An 18,856-nucleotide genomic window follows, 5' to 3' on the forward strand; every position below is an offset into this window, starting at 1 on the left:
TATTCCTATGGCATTTCAAAATCTCAACTCGGGCGCAGGCCGCTATCAGCCAATGAGCGAAATCAACGTCACGCCCTTGGTAGATGTTATGTTGGTGCTGTTAATCATATTCATGGTCACAGCGCCGATGATGACCTCAGGGTTAGACCTGCAGCTTCCAGAAGCAGCTTCGCAGCAAATCGAAGGCGCAGACAACAAGCTCACGCTCAGTTTGGGCGCCGATCGCCGCATTATGCTGGGAGACAAGGAGCTGAGACTGGACCAACTACCAGAATCTCTAAAAGCGTCCAAAGAAATACAACTCCAGGCCGACCAAAGTCTGCCTTACGGTTATGTCGTTAAAATCATGGGTATTCTTAAGTCAAACGGCGTTGAAAACATTAGTTTAGTTACGCAGCCTCCCGGAGAGGGCGTTGAATAGTTTTCGCAAAGCATTTATTGCAAGCTTAGGCCTCCATAGTGCCTTGGCATTATTGTATCTTTTTTTCAGCGTCTATGAGCCTCCATTCAAGCCGCCTAAAACCATCATTCAAGTCAGTCTGGCTAAGTTGGGTCAAAAACGGGAAGAAAAATTACTGCCTCGCATCGATGCCGCCCCTCCTCCACCCGCGCCGAAGCACACACCTGCCCCGCCCAAGCCGACCACCAAGAAGATTGCCAAGGCGAAGCCAAATACGAACCCTTTAGACATTTTAAAAAAGCGCTTTGGCAAGCCTGACTTTTCTGGCAATCCAGCGGGTCATGCGAGAGGCAGTTCTATCAACAGCGAGCTAGCTGATTCTTATGAACTACAGGTCGTTGAGCTTCTGCGCGAAAATTACGAGATTCCGAGAATTATCAGTGACAGAGAAGCAAAAAAACTAAAACTGCTCGTTAGGCTTTGGATAGATGCCAAAGGCAAGTTGGTTAAAATCAAGGTTCAAGACCCTTCCAGAAACGGGCGCTTCGACGAAGCGGTCATGCAAGGCAGCAGGCGTATCTCGTCTTTCGGCGCACCGCCGTTAACAATGGCTCGCAAATATAAGACGGACGGTTTATTAATCGAGTTCTGTCCGATGGAGTGTTCATGAAATTTGTATTTTTTCTATTATCGGGCCTTTTGATGGCTCAAAGCTCGCTGCGGGTTGAAAAAGCACGCTTTCGCCCGTTTGAGATTGCTATTTCTGGTCAAGCTGAATTGGCCAGTGTGGTCTTAAACGATTTGGAACTCTCCGGCGTATTTCGCAGCGCCATGCCAGCGATTGCCGAGGGCACGGTGAAGATTCAATCCAGTGCTAAAGAAACGACTGCTTTGGTAAATAACAAGCAGCTTTTCAAATATAAACAGCCAGCCTCTAGACAGCTCGGTCATCAAATTGCTGGTGATGTTTACAAATTTTTTACTGGCGAAAAATCTTTTTTTGGCTCGCAAATAGCCGCATCAAAAATGACGCCTCAAGGCAAACAAATCGTTTTGATGGATTTTGATGGTAATGGCGAAAGACAGGTTACCAAGGCCTCCAGCATTAATATTCTGCCCACCATCACGCCCACCGGCAAAGAAATCTACTTCACCAGCTTTATCAATAGAAATTCCGACCTGTTCTCCATCAAAACCGATGGCAGTGGTCTGAAAACGATTTCAAATCATAAAGGCCTGAACACCGGGACAGCATTTGCACCAAATGGCGCAAAAATGCTGATTACACTCTCTTTAGAAGGCAAAAGCGATATATACCAAACCGACTTACATGGACAAAACAAAATCCGCATCACTTCAGGTTATGGTTTAAACACCTCGCCTTCTTATAGTCCTGATGGCTCAAAAGTTGCCTTCGTCTCAAATCGTTCAGGTAATCCACAAGTTTATATCATGAACGCCAACGGCACTGGTGCTGAAAGAATCACCATGCAAGGTAAATATAACCAGGCTCCAAAATGGAGTTCCACCGGTGATTACATCGTATTCACAGCCAGAGATGAGTTCAATGTCTTTGATATTTTCCTGGTGGAAGTTAAAACGAAAAAAATTACCCGCGTCACTCAGGATCAAGGCAGCAACGAAGAAGCCGATTTCGCGCCGAATGGCCGCATGCTGGTTTTTTCGTCAACCCGCAGCGGCACCCGCGATTTGTTCGTTTCCAATCTAGATGGTAGCGTGCAGAAACAAATCACGCACGGCGGACGTTATTGGACACCAAGCTGGGGGCCCGCCCTTTAAGGAATTTATGGTGCAAACGATATCAACCAAACCGATTCATTCGCTTTTTAACCAAATTGCTCATCGATACGACTTACTCAACCGAATGTTGTCGTTTGGGCTCGATCAAGTTTGGCGCAGGAAGGTCATTACTTTTGTTCCGCAGGAGCCGAATCTAAAGGTCTTGGACTGCGCCACGGGTACGGCGGATTTGGCCCTAATGATGGCTCAACAAGCGCGCAATATTACCCAAGTGGTCGGGGTCGACATTGCCACTGACATGCTAAAGATTGGTCGAGAAAAAGTAGAGCGTGCTGGATTTACCGGATGCGTAGAACTTCAAGCCGGAGATGCGCATCATTTAGCCTTTGCTGACGCTAGCTTTGACTTGGTCACGGTCGCTTTCGGCCTGCGCAATATGCCCGGTCGCGAGCAAGCTTTGTCCGAGATGAAGCGTGTCTTAAAACCAGGTGGAAGACTTATTGTTCTTGAGTTTTCGATGCCTCGCAATTGGCTGATTCGCAAAGGCTACTTGGTTTATTTCAGGCACATCTTGCCGCGTATCGGCGGTCTGATTTCTGGAGACTACAAAGCGTACCAATATCTCAACCAATCGGTTGAAAACTTTGATGCCTCTGTTTTGAGTAATTTCTCCGCGCACCCTTTATCGATGGGAATTGCAACACTCTATGTCTCTGATTCAGTGGCTTGAAAACCAAGACGAATTCCCCAAGTTCTACTGGCGCTCCAGGGACACCGGTACAGAGATTGCTGCGGTTGGCGTTTTGGAAGAATACGAGCAGCCGCGCATTGGCAGCGTCGGATTTGTGCGTTTTGACAATGACAGAAGCAGCGATAAGCTTTGGTCGCCATTTGGTAAAAGCCGTTTTTGGAAACCAAGTAAGCTTCAACAAGCCATCACCCCTTGCCCACCCGCCCTTAACCAAACAGAGATTCAAGTAAAGCGCACGCAGCCGACGCCAGGTTGGAGCCAGGCGGTGCGAGAGATTTTGGACGTCATCCAGCAGGACTCACTGCAAAAAGCGGTACTCGCTCGCCACATGACCCTTTCACAAGCTGAGCCTGTTGACTCATTATCGCTTCTTGCCAAGCTGCAAAGCCAGATTCCGACGGCGTATCATTTTCTCTATGAACCCATGCCAGGGCTGGCATTTTTAGGGGCGTCGCCCGAGCAATTATTTAAACGACAAGGCAGCCAGCTAGAATCAGAAGCGCAAGCTGGCACCAAACCGCGCGCTGCCCCAGCCGATGATTTACTGAAAAACGACAAAGAATTGCGCGAGCATCAATGGGTCATTGACGACATCTTGAACCGCTTCCACGAGCTGTGCATTGATTATGGCGTCACCAACCGGCATGAGGTGATAAAACTCTCGCATGTGCAACATTTGCGTACTCGCATTCGTGGCATCCTGGCGCCTGGCATACAAGACGAGCAAATTTTAAAGGCCTTGCACCCAACCCCTGCGGTTTGCGGGTGGCCCAGAGAAGAAGCGTTTAAACTGCTCAGACAACTGGAAGATTTTGACCGCGGCTTTTATGCAGGCGCCATTGGGTATGCAGGCGAGGAAGACAGCGAGTTTGCAGTAGCAATTCGCTGTGCTGTTATCGAAAATAGCACCTTGCATCTTTTTGGAGGCGCAGGAATCGTCCCTGGTTCGACGCCTGAGCATGAATGGGAAGAAATAGAGAATAAAATCGCTTTCTGGAGAGCTTTATTGTGACATTGCGTTATTTTTCTCCCATCGATCAAGAATTGCTTCAACGAGTTGGCGCACCCAAAGCTTTGGAGCGGGACCCTACTAGAGCGATCTATACCAATCGTAATTTAGACTTGTCTGCCATTAAAGCCGTTGGCTACGACATGGATTATACGCTGGCTAACTACCACAAAGAGCCCATGGAAAATCTGCAGTACAACATGACTGTAGAGTACCTGGTTAAAAAGCTCGGCTATCCTAAAGAGTTATATGCGCTGAATTATAACCCAAGCCTAAGCATTCGAGGTTTGGTGCTAGACAAGCGCTATGGCCACTTATTGAAAATGGACATGCACGGCCGCGTGTGGCGTGCTCAACATGGCTACAGACCTTTGGATTCAGTCGAAATAGACGGTATCTATAGAAACCACCGCATCAAGATGACGCAGGATTTTGCCTCGCTGGACACGCTTTTCGCTATGCCTGAAGCCTCGCTGTATTGCGATCTGGTGAACCACTTCAAAGACAAGTCGCTCAACTACGGCCGCATATTTGACGATATTAGGCATGCCATCGATACCATCCATTCGGACGATTCGCTCAAATCGGTGATTCGAGACAATTTAAGCACATACGTTGAATCGCATTCAGATATTGCGTTAACCCTGCATAAGACCCGTTCTTCGGGCAAAAAACTATTTCTGTTGACCAACAGCCATTGGGATTACACGCAAACCATCATGAGCTATCTGCTGGGCAACTGGATGAGCTATTTTGACTTTGTAATCACAGCCAGTCAAAAGCCAGCTTTCTTCACTGAGATGAACCCATTTAAACGCCTGCATGGCGAGCCGCAACATCAAATTTTTGAAGGCGGCAACATTCATGAATTCGAAAAAATGGCAGATGTTCGCGGCGAAGAGATTTTATATGTTGGCGATCATATCTACGGCGATATCGTTCGAAGCAAGAAAGAAACGCTGTGGCGCACCTGCCTGATCGTCGAAGAATTACCTAAAGAGCTTGAGCTTTCCATGCGCTATAACCCAGAGCTAGATAAGCTCGGCCGCATAGATACCGAGCGCTTGGAGCTGGGCAATGAAATCGGCCTGCACCGGGTCCTTTTGGCCTACTTAGACTCAGCCAAACTTGTCGCTGAAGCGGCTGCCGTTAGACGCGAGATGGAACAGGCCAAAAAGCACCTGGCTGATTTAGACAAAGAAATGGATGTGGTTCAAGATGCGCTGGAGCGCCGTTTTCATCCCTTCTGGGGTGAGCTTTTCCACGAGCATCATGATTTAAGTCGTTTCGGCGCTCAAGTTCGGTCGTATGCTTGTATCTATACGGGCAAAGTAACCAACTTTCTGCACTATAGTCCGCTGCACGGCTTTCGAAAAGAAGGCGAGTTGATGAGCCACGATCATCAGTTTAGAGCTTTGACATAAATGATCGACTTGCATTGCCATCTAGCTTATGGCGTTGACGATGGCGCTCAAACTCAGAGCGACTCTATCGCTTTGGCACTAGCGTTGGAGCAAGCTGGTGTCACTCATGTGGCTTGTACTTCGCATTTTCGCCGCGACAGAGCTTGGATGAATAACGCCTCGGTTCAAAAACAGATTCATAGTAAGTTAGACGCCTTGCTGGGCGATAAAGGGCCCATCAGAATTAAGGGCGCTGAACATTATCTGGACGAACTGCTATTGGAATCTTGTCGCAGTAAGCAAGCTGTACCTTACGAGTTGAATGGCAAACAAAGCTCTTGGATTTTGTTGGAGCTGCCCTATCAAACGCCACCGCCTAAGTTGATGGACGTTTTGTTCAGGATACAGACGACGGGATACAAGATCCTTTTGGCGCATTTGGAACGATTCCCTTATGTCTATGCCTATCCTGAAAAAGTAGAAGCCTTACGCAATGCCGGCTGCTTGATTCAGGTAAACCTAGGCTCTTTAGCTGGCGCTTACGGCAAAGAGTATCAACTCGCTGCGGAAAAGCTTTTGAAGGGCGGCCAGGTGGATGTTTTGGCCGGTGACTGTCACCACGCTGATGATGTTGGGCGGTTTATCGTGGAAGGCTTGAAAGCGGCGAAGGGCTTAATCGGTGGGGCCGACCTAAGAAGACTAACCGTAGACAACCCCAGTGAAATTGTAGGCCTGTAACATCGTCAGGCGCTTGGGGCATTTAAGGATGCGGGGTCTAACGGCTTTGGTCTAATCGTTCGACCTGGTAGCTTCATCATGAATTTGCCGAATTTGCGTGTTTTTAGCCATGTTGCTCTGAGGTCGATTCCTTCTTTGCGGTAGGTTTCGATGTCTAGAAACTCTGGTTTTGGTGCCTCCAGAGCGTTCACTTTCAAATCGGGCTTTTGCTTCACTCGATCACTGAGATCTAGCTGACCGTTCCAGGAAACTAGGCAGAGATCTGGGTGTGTGTTCTCTTTGAAGGGATCAGCGATTTCTTGAACTTGTGTCAGGCCATTTTTTTGTTGGATCGTTTGGGTCCAAACACCGTCGACCCTTTTTTCGATTTTGGAAAACAGGTGCAAATCTCGGTAAGTAATTAGATTAAAACTATCAGGCGAGTTGGTGTAGTTAGAAGTCTCGAAGGACATGCCGATCGGGTTTCCAGCCAGATCAACATCGATTTGCACGGCTTCCCAATCTTTTTGGGAGCCGTATAATACCGGCCGGGCCCAATCATAGAGTTTGCCGATTACGGGTATGGGAAGTTTCTCTAGCGGCATCCCGATATAATAGATAATCGAATGAAAAGGGCGGTCTTCCTGAGGCGGCAAGATCTCATACCTGATGGAGCTGGGTTTAAGCTCCGCTGTGTTGCACTTTAGTTCTCGAATCGTTGATAGTTTGGGCGTAAAACGCTGGGCTAATTGATCGTTGAGCTCGCTTTGAGGCAGGGTGGGGTAATCGCGTTGAGCAGGCAAAAACTGGCTGAGGCCAAAGCAAGAAAAGAAGTTAGACACTCGCCTCGTCAACGTCTGCCCAAGAAGATAGCTGGTAGCTTGAGAAACATACCCAGGCCGATTCGGCAACTCGTGTTCTGCCCGATATTGGTGACACACGCTCAAGAAGATATCTTCCGGAATCCCCTTAGGAGATTCTGAGCAAATTGCCCTGGGGCCTGGCGTGTCGATAGAAATAGGCAGGCTTTGAGGCGACGTTGAAATATGCATAGCCTAAACTAGTATTTAGTTTAGTAATTTGGCGAAGGCATATCGACTCGGCTTTTGATGCTCCGCTAAGCCCTCAGGCCAAGCGTACCAAAAGCGTGGAACTTTATATCCAAGCAATCTCTCTTTGCAAAAGGCTATTAAGTCGTCTGGCTGGATTTCGAGATTGGAACGCATCTTAACGAATGCTGCTGGTCTTTGGCCATATTCAATATCCTGCTTAGGCACAACGATGACCGCTTCTATATTCGGATGTTCCAAAAGAGCGCGCTCAATTTCTTCTGGGTAGATGTTTTCGCCGCCCGAGATCATCCTATTATCTTTGCGGCCGAAAACTTCCAAATAACCGTGGTTATTTATCTGACCTAGATCGCCTGTAGCGTACCAGCCTTTCTGGTGCACCATGTCACCGCGTACCAAGATTTCGCCGTCGGCAGCGCTTTGAATCTCCCTATCGGGCAAACATCTTCCAGAAGTGAGAAGCCTGTCCAACGAATCACCGAGGGCTGTGGCCGTTACCTGAGAGGCAGTCTCTGTGCTCCCATATGTCGTAATGAGGGGAAGTCCTTCACGATAGGCTTGTTCGATAAGACTCCTAGGGATGGCGCTACCACCGAGCGTAATCGCTTTCATCTGCCTGAGCGCAGATATGAAAACAGGCTCCTTTATCCAGCGAATCAACTGAGTTGAGACTAACGATAAGTGGGTGATGCCGGCATCAAAAGCCCAACTCGGCGTCCAATCTTTGGGCGGAAGAACCCATTCCCCTCCTGATGCCCAAGCGCGCACGACGATTGCCAGGCCACTGACATGATGCACGGGCAAGGAGACCAAAGAACGGCTCGTGGCCGTTAATCCTGTATTTTGAATCACGGCTTGCGCAGCCAATAAGTGCTGCTCAAAACTATGGCAAACCACTTTAGGGACACCCATGCTTCCAGAAGTTTTGAGCTTTGTACCCAATACGCACTTGAAATTGACGTTCACATCCGTTAAGCACAAAAGTTGCAAAAGCCGGGGTGGCGGAATGGTAGACGCAGACGACTTAAAATCGTCCGGTAATCCCGTGCGGGTTCGAGTCCCGCCCTCGGCACTCTTATTTATCACCATCAATTGCAGCCAGTACCTTTTCGACGTGGCCGTCCACTTTCACATTGGGCCAAATTTTCGCTATGTGGCCTTTGGGATCAATCAGCACGGTACTTCGAATGACGCCCATCGACGTTTTGCCATAACTGGTCTTTTCACCGTATGCGCCATACGCCCGATGCAGTTTTAGATCTGGATCGCTCAGCAGTGGAAATGGTAGCTCGTACTTGCTTTTGAAAGCTTCGTGGCTGTCGTGGTCGTCTCTGGACACGCCATAAATCACAGCGTTGTGTTTGTGAAAATCTTTAGACAAATCTCTAAAACTGCATGCCTCACGGGTGCATCCTGGTGTGTCATCTTTCGGATAGAAATACAAAACGACCCATTGGCCTGAATGTTTTTCCAGTTCTTTAAACGCCGGCGCTTTCATCCCTTCTTTCAAACTCATATAACTCCCTCAGCAGCCCAATTTGCTGGCGCCGATTCTCCATTTCTGGGGTGATCAGCCAGTTTAGAATGCTCTTAGATGCAGATAAAATCAACTCTGTGCCTTCTTCAAACGACTCTTGCAAATGCGGACCATCAATAAATAGCCTACCACCGCTGGTGCAACTTCGAATTCGCAAAGACTCGCCTTCCGGCAGAAATCCTGCCAATAGCGCTGGCACCGGCATACGCGCGAAATATGGCTCACGGCACACCCACTGCAGCCGCCTATCTTGAATCGGCTGCACCCGTCCACCGGTAGAACAAACCGCGCCACTGGAGCCACAGGGGGTGCAGACCCAAAGGCCAGAGTTCTTATGAAAACTCGTTTGGCCCAAAGCGGTGACCTCATACCGTGTCATAGCCGCAGGATTTTGATTCGCGATTAAAATATCGTTTAAAGCCAATACCGGCAGCTGTTTACCTCCGAGTTCAATCTGCATCCGCGTCACTTGCGTTGGCTGCAGCTTACCACTCAAAAAATCATCCAAAACATCCGAAAAATTATTCATATCGGCAACGCATAATGAGCCCACCGATGTGTTTGGATTTGAATTCACGCCCATCAAAACGTTATCTGCAACCGAGTGACTCGCCTCCAGTAACGTGCCATCTCCACCCACTGTGATAATCAACCGATCTTTAATTTTGCCAGATGACAAATCTTCCCGAAAGCAGGTTTCAAAAGCGATGCGCTTAAGCTTAAGAACATCTTCTACCCGCCGAAAAGAAGCGTCATGATTTTCCAATTCTTCGGGCCGAGGACGCTTATAGACGAGCAAAATTTCCATCAATCCATGTCTACGAGCGGCAAAAAGCATCGTCAATGCCTAAATGCTCAGCACCATCACTGGAATAAAACCCGCCTCGCCCTTATTAACATGAGCGGACTTGTTCAGGGAGTATCATTGAAAATCTATTTAGCTGTGTGTTTATTAACAGGATTAATATCCTCCAACTTAAGGGCATTCGATGCTGAGGATTTAATTGTCTACGCTTATAGGCATCAAGACGTCAGGAGACTCCATAGCGAACTTAGAGATTACTGCCCTCAGGGGCTAGAGTCCTTCCATACAACCATTGTAGCGGCTGCGAATGTAGGAAGTAGAACAAATAATTCCAAAAATTATGCAGCGAGGCAAGTCTTTTGGTGGTTCAATCACCACCCATGTAAAGAACTGCTATCAGTTGAAATGCAGTCGTTGCTTACAGAGGTTGCAGCAATATATAGTTAAGCTATCCGATGCCAGCCGCGGCGATAATAAATTAGTGGCTCCCCTGCCCCAGACACACTGGCTCTCAAAACTTCACCCAGATAAATAACGTGGTCGCCAGTATCATGCATGCCGGAGATACGGCAATCCAACCAAGCCAACGCACCTGCTAAAATCGGATTGCCTGCTAGATCTGCTGAAAACTCAGCCTGTTCAAAACGTTGAACCATGCTTAAGCGATGGTCAGCGAAACTTGCGGCTAAATCTTTTTGACTATGCTGCAATAAATTCACCGCAAATTTTTGCGACGCTTTCAAAATGTTACACATCTGCGCCCTTTTATCCACGCAGATGGACACCATGGGCGGATGCAAACTGACGCTGGTGAACGAGCTAACGGTCATACCATGGAACGAACCATTCATCCCAGAGGTCACAATCGCCACGCCTGAAGGCCAATGCGACATCACCTCTCTATAGCTGTCGGTTAAGTCTGGCACGCGCAAGCTCCAATTGTTGCATGATGAACTGATGAATACTGATGCCCTCATAGGCCAACGCTTGGGGAACCAACGAGGCTTTCGTAAGCCCGGGCAAGGAGTTGGTTTCCAAATAGACAACACCTTCATGGGAAGCAATCATGTCCGTACGAGAGTAGCCTTCAAGCCCCAACGCATCGTGCGCGGCTACAGCCATGCGCTGAGCTTCAAGCGCAATGGCTTCAGGTACTTCGGCTGGTGTGATTTCGTCGGTGCCCAAGCCTAAATATTTGCCATCATAATCGGCAAGGCCGTTTTTTGCGCGCAGCTCAGTAGGCACAAGAGCTCGAGGGACACCGCCTTCATCGATAACGCCAACGGTAAGCTCAATTCCCTCCACGAAAGCTTCCACAAGATAAGGCCTATCTGCGTGCGATTTAAGCGATGCTAAAGCTTCATTTACGTTATCTTGGGTGACAATCGAAACACCGACGCTAGAGCCTTCCCAATTAGGCTTTAAAACCAACCTGGAATGCGCGTGTAACATTTGATGAATAGCAGCGTTCGCATTTTGAAAATCTTTGCCAGTCACCGCTGTCGATGGTGCCACGCGAATTTGGCGCGCAGCTACCGCCTTTTTCGCCCCAGCTTTGTCCATGCTTAAATGGCATGCTTTGGAGCCTGAACCCGTAAATACCAAGCCTCGTTTTTCAAAAAGCGCTTGCAACGTGCCATCCTCGCTTTTGCCGCCATGGGTGGCTAGGACAAACTCATAACCATTGGCTTTGGCCAAATCGAGCGCTTCAGACAGGTGAGTCGCAATCGGTGTGCCCGCAGGCTTAAACTCGGCCTTAAAGACGTTTTTCGCAGCTTGCAGATCACTGGACGATACTTCGTAAACCGAATCATTGGGTGCCCAAAACCAGCAACGCGCATTCAAAAGCGCTTCACTTAAGTTCTGTGCGGTCGCAACCGATACAAAACGCTCAGAGCTATCGCTTCCAAAGAGGATCACCAGATTTTGACCCATGTGCATCTCCTACTGATTCTTTTGTATCTGTAGCTCTGTCGGGTCTGAGAAAGCAAACAGCTTTTTAGATCGAGAAGGATGTCTGAGTTTTCTAAGGGCTTTAGCTTCAATCTGCCGGATACGTTCACGGGTGACTTCGAAATCTTGGCCAACTTCTTCCAAAGTATGGTCAGAACGCTCGCCAATCCCAAAACGCATGCGCAAAACTTTTTCTTCACGAGGCGTCAAAGTGGCCAGCACTTTACGGGTTTGCTCGCTCAAGTTCATGAGCATCACTGCATTGGACGGGTTAACCGCAGATTTATCTTCGATGAAGTCGCCTAGAGAGCTGCCGCCATCATCCTCGTCACCAATCGGTGTTTCCAGAGAAATAGGCTCTTTGGCAATTTTTAATACCTTACGAACTTTTTCGACCGGCATCTCCATTTTTTCAGCGATCTCTTCCGGGGTCGGTTCACGGCCTAACTCTTGAACCAAGTAACGACTGGTTCGTACCAGCTTGTTAATGGTTTCGATCATATGCACTGGAATACGAATTGTGCGCGCCTGATCGGCAATGGCGCGCGTAATTGCCTGACGAATCCACCAAGTAGCGTAGGTTGAGAACTTATAGCCACGCTTGTACTCAAACTTATCTACGGCTTTCATCAAGCCGATATTGCCTTCCTGGATAAGATCCAAGAACTGCAGGCCTCTGTTTGTATATTTCTTGGCAATCGACACAACCAGACGCAAGTTGGCTTCAACCAGCTGCTCTTTGGCGCGATTGGCTTTACGCTCACCCTTTTGGATTAAGCGGTAGGCATCGCGCAGTGGCTCAACTTCTACCAAAGCTTCTTCTTGTACACGCTTGATGCGATGCACGCCCATGACGATGGTACGGTACCAGTCTTGCAGAGTTTCAACGGTCAAAAACCATTTCTTGGCCAAGGCCTGCATTTTGGGCTGATCGTTATCGCATGCGCGGATTTCAGAGAGCACCACATGAGCTTGGCGATTGACGCGGCGCTCAATATTGGACAGTTCAAATTCGACTTTGTTGACCCTGCGGACCAAGACTTTGATGCGCTGCACGATTCGGTCGATTTGCCTCTTGTTGATTTTGAGCTCTCTTAAAAGCTCAACCACGCGCTCGCCGTTGACTTCGGTCATGTGCTTGCGAAGTTGGCTCAATTCAGAGACGATTTTCAGAGCGCGTTCGGTGATTTTTGGTTCATCGAATTCGATGGTTTGGCCATCTTCACCGGGCTCATTTTCTTTGACGATTTCTTTGACGCGGATTTTGCCTTTTTTAAGGCGGTCACCTAAATCTAAGATTTCAACCAGACAAATTGGCGTCTTAAGGACAGCATCCAAGACTTCTGTCTCGCCTTCTTCGATGCGTTTGGAAATCTCGACTTCGCCTTCGCGGGTTAGGAGATTCACAGAGCCCATCTTGCGCAGGTAGAGCCTTACCGGATCGCTGCCTTTGTTAAACTCGCCTGTGGCCACATCAGGGGTTTCAATGTCTGGCTCAGGCGTAAATTCTTCGACTTCATCACGGCCCGCAGCTTCTGTCGGCCTGCCACCTTCGTCGGTAATTTCGATTTCGGCTTCGAGCAAAATAGCGACCAGGTTTTCCAGGTCTTCCATTTTGGCAACGTCATGGCCTAAAGCGTCGTTAATTTCGTCAATGGTTAACGAGCCGCGATCGCGCCCACGATTAACCAGTTTAACGACTTCGCGTCTTTCATGAAGTGGTTTTTGAGAGGCTTTATTCGCGCCGGCAGCTTTTGGCTTTGGGGCAGGTGCCTCGAATTCGTCGGCTTCAAATTCTAATTCATTGCCTAATTCTAGGTCGTCTAGATCAAGGTCTAGATCAATTTCAGATTGATTTTTATCGGTCGTACGTGTCATAAGAAGCCTTCGAGCTCATTGGATGTTTTCCAAGGAGAAAACGTTTCCATAGCTGATCCACCAAAGTGTTCAAGTCCAGCCTTTTTTTAACGCGCCACTTTGGTCTTTTAGTGTTTGTCGAACCTCATCTAAGTTACCCTGATTTGTAGCAGACATCAACTTAAGATGTTGTTCTTTCAACCAAATTTGTCTTTTTTCTCGAGCCACCTTGTCAGACCAGCCTAAAAATATTTTTTCTGCTTCTTCCCCTGATACCAAAATTTCACCTAATTGCACTTCTGGCAAAGTAATATCGAGCAAATTTTCGCCCTGAACCAGTGCGGTAAGCACTGCTTTGAGCTCAGGATTTAAACCAACATCTTCTAAAATATCGGGGTGATTCAGCACCAAGGCTGGTGCGGCGATCACAGCTTTATAAAGAAGCTTTTCAGCATCAGACCAAGGAGTTCGCGTGGCAGGCGCAGCAGTGGCGCGTGCAGGCGCCCTTTTGACGCTGCCAGGTCTGTATTTTAATACCGCGCCAACCAATAGGCCTTCGTCTTCTTTCAACATGTGGGCAGCGAGGCGCACGTATTGCCTATTGACTAAGGGATCTGGCGAGGCACTGAGCACGGGCATCAAAGCTTGTAGGGCGCCAATGCGTTGGTGAACGCCGCCTACGCTTTCTTGCAGCGCGAGCTCGATTCGGTTTTCGATGGCATCTTTCGGCTTGGCGAATAAATCTTTCAATGTTTGAGCTTGGCCGTTTTGCCACAGTGTATCTGGGTCTTTGGCTGGCAGAACAACCGTCTGTACCGAAAAGCCTTTGCTTAAAAACATCAGCAATGCTTTTTCATGTGCCAAATGGCCTGCGCTATCTTGATCAAAGCACAACACCACCTGGTCTGTGTATTTATGGATAAGTTCCAGATGGCCTTCTGTTAAACTCGTGCCGCAAGGTGCTACCGCTGGGATGCCGACGGCCAACAACGCCATCACGTCAAAATAGCCTTCCACCAAGACCACTCGTTTTTGCGTTTTAATTAAAGGCAGCGATTCAAATAGCCCGTAGAGCACGTGGCCTTTGTCATATAGCTCGCTAGCCGCACTGTTGACATACTTCGGGCGGCTTTTTTCTGAATCGTTAAAGATGCGGCCGCCAAAGGCTACCAGTTGCCCGCGATGATTCTTAATCGGAATGGTAATGCGACCTTGAAACAGGCCTGAAACAGCGCCGCCGTAACCAAGTTCCATCTTATCGATAAAATCGGTCGAATATTTTCGCTGGCGGGTCAGATAAGAAAGCGCCTCACCTTTAAGTTGTTGCCTAAACATGGACTGCATACTGGCCAATGAATCGGCAACCGCGGGATTGACTCTCGGTTTGTATGTCTGTTCGATTTCAATGCCGTGTTCGCTGGCCAGGCGTTTGACAATATCAATAAACAGCTGACCGGTGGTCTTTTGCAGGAACTCGAAAACATCGCCGCTGGCGCCGCAACCGAAGCATTTAAAATAGCCCCTGTCTGGTCGAACATTAAAAGACGGGGATTTTTCGCCATGAAACGGACAAAGGCCCACATAATGTGAGCCGTTCTTTCGAAGTTTAACGGTTTGTCCAATCACCTGGGCCAAATCCGTTCGTCTTTTAATTTCCTGTATCGCTTCTTCGAGTTTCACTTATCCCAAACACTTCCTCACCATGACTTGGACGCGATTGCCATCGGCACCGCCGGCGGCTTTGGTCATCACGGCTTTCATCAGCTTGCCCATGTCTTTTGGGCCTTCAGCGCCAATTTCTTTCGCGACATCCTGAACCAAAGCTTCCAATTCACTATCGGTTAAAGCGCTGGGCAAATACAACTCAATAGTAGCAAGTTCTAACGCTTCTTTGTCAGCCAAATCTTGACGCGCGCCGGCTTTAAAGGACTCGATTGACTCACGGCGCTGTTTGGCCATCTTCATCAAAACATCTAATGCAGCCGCATCGCCAAGCTCTGTGCCAGCCGCACCGTCGGTTCTGGAAGAAATCGCTTTATTTTTAATTTCCGTCTTCATTAAAGACAGAACATCTTTTTTCGGATCACGCGCCTTCATGGCTTCTTTCCAGTCGTTTCCGATTCGTTCTTGTAGGCTAGTCATAGATGCCATATGGTATATCCTATGCAATTCAACATCGCAACACTTGCCCTGAGACTTTCCTTTGGCCTCTCGATGGCGCTCGCTCATGGTTTACCGAAACTGATGAACTTTGCCGAAATGTCACCCGGCTTTGCGGACCCTTTGGGGATCGGACCGGTGCCAAGCATGGCGTTTGTGGTATTTGCGGAATTTTTCTGCGCGCTATTAGTGGCCTTTGGCGTACTGACTCGCTATAGTGCCATTCCCGTAATTATTGTCATGGCCGTAGCCTGCTTTCACATACATGGCGGCGCAGACTGGGGAACGCGTGAAGCTTCCTTTCTCTTTGGTATCGCTTTTTTAGCCATGAGCCTATTAGGCTCCGGCAGATTCTCGCTTGATTATCTTGTCTTCAAAAAGCGCTAATTGATTTTTGAGCCCAGAGCCGCTTTGGAAGTGATCGAGTTCTTTCAAAGCGGATTCTTCAGACAACGTGAGCGTGATTTCTGCCTCAGCGAGCGCGGGAAAATAGAAATCGCGCTGCGCCAATGCCGTCAAGTGTCTAGACCACAAGCTTTTGCTCAACATTATCTGGAGTGAATGCGGCGGCATGGTCGATATGCCTTCGTGAAATCCTATCAAACCACCCACTAAAGGCGCCAAAATATCGCTGGTGCTGCCATTTTCCAACACAACATTTAACTTAAGTTCTGCCGGGGCGACCTGGCAGCTTAAAGCCAAGGCATAAATTACGATTTGCTCAGGGCTATCTCGCCCGTCAAAGCCTGCCGGAAACTGCAAATCAACAGGATCCACAGCGCCTTTTCCAACAGCCACATGGTGCCTAAGCGCTTGATGTGCTGTCCAAATAGCTTGCGGCGTATCTGCTTCCTTGCGCTCGAACAACCTATGCAGGACGCGATCGGCAAGCAATTCACCTTGTTGCAGCTGGCCTTCAAGCGGCAGTTTTGCATCCATTAATAAAGCCCGCAGTGCACCGACTAGCAGCGCCACAGAAGAGATGACTCGTGGATGCCAATGGGTCACATGTGTCCAGTCAATCAGCTTTTCAACCAAGCTGGATTCATCTTTGGATAAGAAAGCAAGTGGTGTCATGCAAGGCAAGATATCGCCTAGCAACCGATGTGAAGGCCGCGCATTTGAAGCTTCAAGCAATGTACCAGCCAAAGCGCTGGCATCACCTCTCAGCGCCATACCGTGACGCGGCGTGGCCAGCACTTGCAGCTTGGTCGAGAGATCCCCTGGTTCAAATACTGCTTGAAAAACGGATAAAAACCAAGTGCCACTGGCAGAATGCAGCAAAAAGGGCGGCTTTCGAAAACGATGCATCCGGTGTAGCCCGTCGCCAAGCGCCGTTCCCCACACCAACCCTTCCAATGCTTTTAGATTCGCAACGATCATAGCACTTCCAAAATTTTCCGATGAATGCCACCGAATGCCCCATTGGACATACATAGCAGTACCGCATTTGCTGGTACTTCAGCACGCACCAACTCAATCATCTTATCGTAAGAGTCGCAAGCGGTTGCTTTGAGGCCGACATCCAAAGCAAGCTTAGGCACATCCATCATAATGCCTGGCTCAAGATGGCGCCCAGGCGGTGCAAGCAGCACCCGATCTGCGGCATCAAAACTGGCGGCGTAGGCATTTTGAAAGACTTTTCGACAGCTACTGGCTGAGCGTGGCTCAAACAATGCCCAAAGCGGCCTGCCTGGGTAGCGTTTTTTCGCGCCTTCCAAAGTTGTTTTAACAGCTGTAGGGTGGTGCGCGAAATCATCAATCACCAAAATGCCATTTTTCAAGCCGACTTCTTCCATTCGCCGCTTCACACCTTGAAAGCTAGAAAAGCCACCTTGTATCTCTTCGTGCGTCAAACCCATCGATTGAAGAATCAGGTAGCAACCGAAGGCATTTTGAGCGTTATGCCGTCCAGCCAACGGGATGCTCACGCGGGCGGCGTTCACTTCAAACTCAAGGCCTTTGGAAGACTCAACAAGCATCGCCGGCTCACCGTATTCAATCAGCTTGGCCTTCAGCTCGCTCTTTTCTAGCGCACGCTTTAAATCTGGAAAGAGATTGTTGAGCACAATCACGCCATCTCCTGGCACCAATGAAATCAACTGAGCAAAGCGCTCAATAATTTCATCTACAGACTTATAAATGTCGGCATGGTCGTATTCTAGTGAACTGCACAGCAAATAAAACGGCTTATAGTGAAGAAATTTCGGTCCCTTATCAAAGAACGCCGTGTCGTATTCGTCCCCCTCAATCACGAAGGGCTCGCCCGCACCAACATGGAAACTTTCCGTGAAATTCTGAGCGATGCCTCCGATTAAAAAGCTTGGATCACGACCTGTGTGGGTGAGCGTGTGGGCCAAAATCGCGCTGATAGTGGTTTTTCCATGTGTTCCAGCTGCGACCACCGACTTTTTATCACTTAAAAATAATGAGTTTAAAGCTTGGGGAAAGGAAGTCGTCTTCAGTCCTAAACGCAAAACTTCCAGCACTTCGATATGATCTTTGGAAACAATATTTCCAACCACCACCAAATCGCTGTCCGCCTCTATGTTACTCGCTGCATACGGTGTCTTAACGCGTATACCCCATTCAGAAAGCTTATCTTTCATGGGTGGATAGGTCGCGGCATCGGAGCCAACCACTTCATGACCCGCTTGCTTTAACAATCCCGCAAAAGCACCCATGGCCGTGCCAGCAATCCCAATGAGGTAAATCTTCATACATCTAAATCTTATGCCAAAACTTCCAGCGCGCCAAGTCTGTTTTATATGATAATATGCGTCTAATGAGACTCTGGTTCACACGGCAATATCGTTTTTGGAAATCCGCCACCACCCATTTTTTAGATCAAAATGGATTCACCTCGGCAAGCGCGCTCGCCTATCAGACTTTGTTTTCAATTGTACCTCTGCTGGTGGCTGGACTCGCTCTCAGCACGCTCTTTCCTTTTTTTGAACAATCGACCAAAGACTTCGAAGCCTACCTGGTAAAACACATGGTGGCCTACTCTACCTCCGAAATTAAAGAATACATAGAAACCTTTAGCAAAAACGCGGCTGGCCTTTCAGCGGGCAGCATAGTCTTTCTGATTATCTCCGCGGTGATGATGATAGCCACCATCGAAAATGCATTCAGCGCCATCTGGGGGGCAAAGCCAAGACCGTGGGATATACGCTCATTTGTTACTTACGCGGCTGTGCTGTTAATCCTGCCGATTCTGGCAGGCATTGCATTGGCGGCTTTGGCCAATTCGCTTCTTAGTTGGCTACCTTTCGCTGACATGATGTCCATTCTATCAACTTGGATTGGGCTGACTTTGATCTATCGCTTCCTGCCCAATTGCGTCGTCTTTTGGAAAGACGCTGCCAAAGGAGCGCTGCTAGCCACAATCCTATTCGAATCGGCAAAGCATTTATTCGGCTTATACATTCAG

The 18,856-nt window shown here is 48.5% G+C and carries 20 protein-coding genes and 1 tRNA gene; 10 read left to right on the forward strand and 11 right to left on the reverse strand.

The genetic code is table 11. The features are described from left to right. Positions 1-7 precede the first annotated feature (7 nt). Genes V4534_03025 through V4534_03055 form a run of 7 tightly spaced genes read left to right on the forward strand, consistent with a single transcriptional unit; the run spans position 8 to position 6,062 of the window. Positions 8-421, forward strand: coding sequence for an ExbD/TolR family protein (locus V4534_03025; protein ID MES2503831.1), 414 nt, complete (start codon positions 8-10; stop codon positions 419-421). A gap of 52 nt (positions 422-473) precedes the next feature. Continuing rightward, positions 474-1,070, forward strand: a complete 597-nt coding sequence (locus V4534_03030) for a TonB C-terminal domain-containing protein (GenBank protein ID MES2503832.1) — start codon at positions 474-476, stop codon at positions 1,068-1,070. After that, positions 1,067-2,200: a translocation protein TolB gene (locus V4534_03035; protein ID MES2503833.1), complete on the forward strand. Its 1,134-nt coding sequence runs from the start codon at positions 1,067-1,069 to the stop codon at positions 2,198-2,200. Before V4534_03030 ends, V4534_03035 begins: the two co-directional genes overlap by 4 nt. 7 nt (positions 2,201-2,207) lie before the next feature. Continuing rightward, positions 2,208-2,891 carry a bifunctional demethylmenaquinone methyltransferase/2-methoxy-6-polyprenyl-1,4-benzoquinol methylase UbiE gene (ubiE, locus tag V4534_03040; protein ID MES2503834.1) on the forward strand — a complete coding sequence of 228 codons (684 nt, stop codon included), beginning with the start codon at positions 2,208-2,210 and terminating at the stop codon, positions 2,889-2,891. After that, positions 2,869-3,924, forward strand: coding sequence for an isochorismate synthase (locus V4534_03045; protein ID MES2503835.1), 1,056 nt, complete (start codon positions 2,869-2,871; stop codon positions 3,922-3,924). Before ubiE ends, V4534_03045 begins: the two co-directional genes overlap by 23 nt. Continuing rightward, positions 3,921-5,345 (forward strand): HAD-IG family 5'-nucleotidase, encoded by a 1,425-nt coding sequence (locus V4534_03050; protein ID MES2503836.1) that lies wholly within the window; start codon positions 3,921-3,923, stop codon positions 5,343-5,345. The genes V4534_03045 and V4534_03050 overlap by 4 nt, the downstream gene beginning before the upstream one ends. Continuing rightward, a complete protein-coding gene (locus tag V4534_03055) occupies positions 5,346-6,062 on the forward strand; it encodes a CpsB/CapC family capsule biosynthesis tyrosine phosphatase (protein ID MES2503837.1) in 717 nt (238 codons plus the stop codon). Between the two features lie 5 nt (positions 6,063-6,067). Here the strand turns inward: V4534_03055 and V4534_03060 are convergent, their stop codons facing one another. Next, positions 6,068-7,093, reverse strand: coding sequence for a hypothetical protein (locus tag V4534_03060; protein MES2503838.1), 1,026 nt, complete (start codon positions 7,091-7,093; stop codon positions 6,068-6,070). 15 nt (positions 7,094-7,108) lie between these two features. Next, positions 7,109-8,077 (reverse strand): AMP-binding protein, encoded by a 969-nt coding sequence (locus V4534_03065; protein MES2503839.1) that lies wholly within the window; start codon positions 8,075-8,077, stop codon positions 7,109-7,111. A gap of 26 nt (positions 8,078-8,103) precedes the next feature. Here V4534_03065 and V4534_03070 point away from each other — a divergent pair. Then, positions 8,104-8,183, forward strand: a tRNA-Leu gene (locus tag V4534_03070). A 3-nt stretch (positions 8,184-8,186) separates the two neighbouring features. On the opposite strand, the gene V4534_03075 is transcribed toward V4534_03070, so the two are convergent. From V4534_03075 to V4534_03105, 7 genes are all read right to left on the reverse strand, one after another. Then, on the reverse strand, positions 8,187-8,627 hold the full coding sequence (locus tag V4534_03075; protein ID MES2503840.1) for a peroxiredoxin: 441 nt from the start codon (positions 8,625-8,627) through the stop codon (positions 8,187-8,189). Beyond that, positions 8,590-9,456, reverse strand: coding sequence for a hypothetical protein (locus tag V4534_03080; protein ID MES2503841.1), 867 nt, complete (start codon positions 9,454-9,456; stop codon positions 8,590-8,592). The genes V4534_03075 and V4534_03080 overlap by 38 nt, the downstream gene beginning before the upstream one ends. Positions 9,457-9,896: 440 nt before the next feature. Continuing rightward, positions 9,897-10,379: a flavin reductase family protein gene (locus V4534_03085; protein MES2503842.1), complete on the reverse strand. Its 483-nt coding sequence runs from the start codon at positions 10,377-10,379 to the stop codon at positions 9,897-9,899. Further along, a complete protein-coding gene (locus V4534_03090) occupies positions 10,354-11,388 on the reverse strand; it encodes an ATP-grasp domain-containing protein (GenBank protein ID MES2503843.1) in 1,035 nt (344 codons plus the stop codon). Before V4534_03090 ends, V4534_03085 begins: the two co-directional genes overlap by 26 nt. Positions 11,389-11,397: 9 nt before the next feature. Beyond that, positions 11,398-13,284, reverse strand: a complete 1,887-nt coding sequence (gene rpoD / locus V4534_03095; GenBank protein MES2503844.1) for an RNA polymerase sigma factor RpoD — start codon at positions 13,282-13,284, stop codon at positions 11,398-11,400. A 69-nt stretch (positions 13,285-13,353) separates the two neighbouring features. Then, positions 13,354-14,943, reverse strand: a complete 1,590-nt coding sequence (locus V4534_03100; GenBank protein ID MES2503845.1) for a CHC2 zinc finger domain-containing protein — start codon at positions 14,941-14,943, stop codon at positions 13,354-13,356. Continuing rightward, complete coding sequence (locus V4534_03105) at positions 14,944-15,414, reverse strand: GatB/YqeY domain-containing protein (protein ID MES2503846.1); 471 nt, start codon at positions 15,412-15,414, stop codon at positions 14,944-14,946. Between the two features lie 12 nt (positions 15,415-15,426). Here V4534_03105 and V4534_03110 point away from each other — a divergent pair, with 12 nt between their 5' ends. After that, on the forward strand, positions 15,427-15,810 hold the full coding sequence (locus tag V4534_03110; GenBank protein ID MES2503847.1) for a DoxX family protein: 384 nt from the start codon (positions 15,427-15,429) through the stop codon (positions 15,808-15,810). On the opposite strand, the gene V4534_03115 is transcribed toward V4534_03110, so the two are convergent. Both V4534_03115 and V4534_03120 read right to left on the reverse strand, forming a co-directional pair. Then, positions 15,760-16,806: a hypothetical protein gene (locus V4534_03115; protein MES2503848.1), complete on the reverse strand. Its 1,047-nt coding sequence runs from the start codon at positions 16,804-16,806 to the stop codon at positions 15,760-15,762. The genes V4534_03110 and V4534_03115 overlap by 51 nt on opposite strands. Beyond that, a complete protein-coding gene (locus V4534_03120; GenBank protein MES2503849.1) occupies positions 16,803-18,143 on the reverse strand; it encodes a Mur ligase domain-containing protein in 1,341 nt (446 codons plus the stop codon). The genes V4534_03115 and V4534_03120 overlap by 4 nt, the downstream gene beginning before the upstream one ends. Positions 18,144-18,208: 65 nt before the next feature. Between V4534_03120 and V4534_03125 the strand changes: the two genes are divergently transcribed. Further along, a partial coding sequence (locus V4534_03125) for a YihY family inner membrane protein (protein ID MES2503850.1) occupies positions 18,209-18,856 on the forward strand: 648 nt, incomplete at its 3' end.

Source organism: Myxococcota bacterium (assembly GCA_040387835.1).
Taxonomy (GTDB): domain Bacteria; phylum Myxococcota; class UBA727; order UBA727; family JABDBI01; genus JAZKCZ01.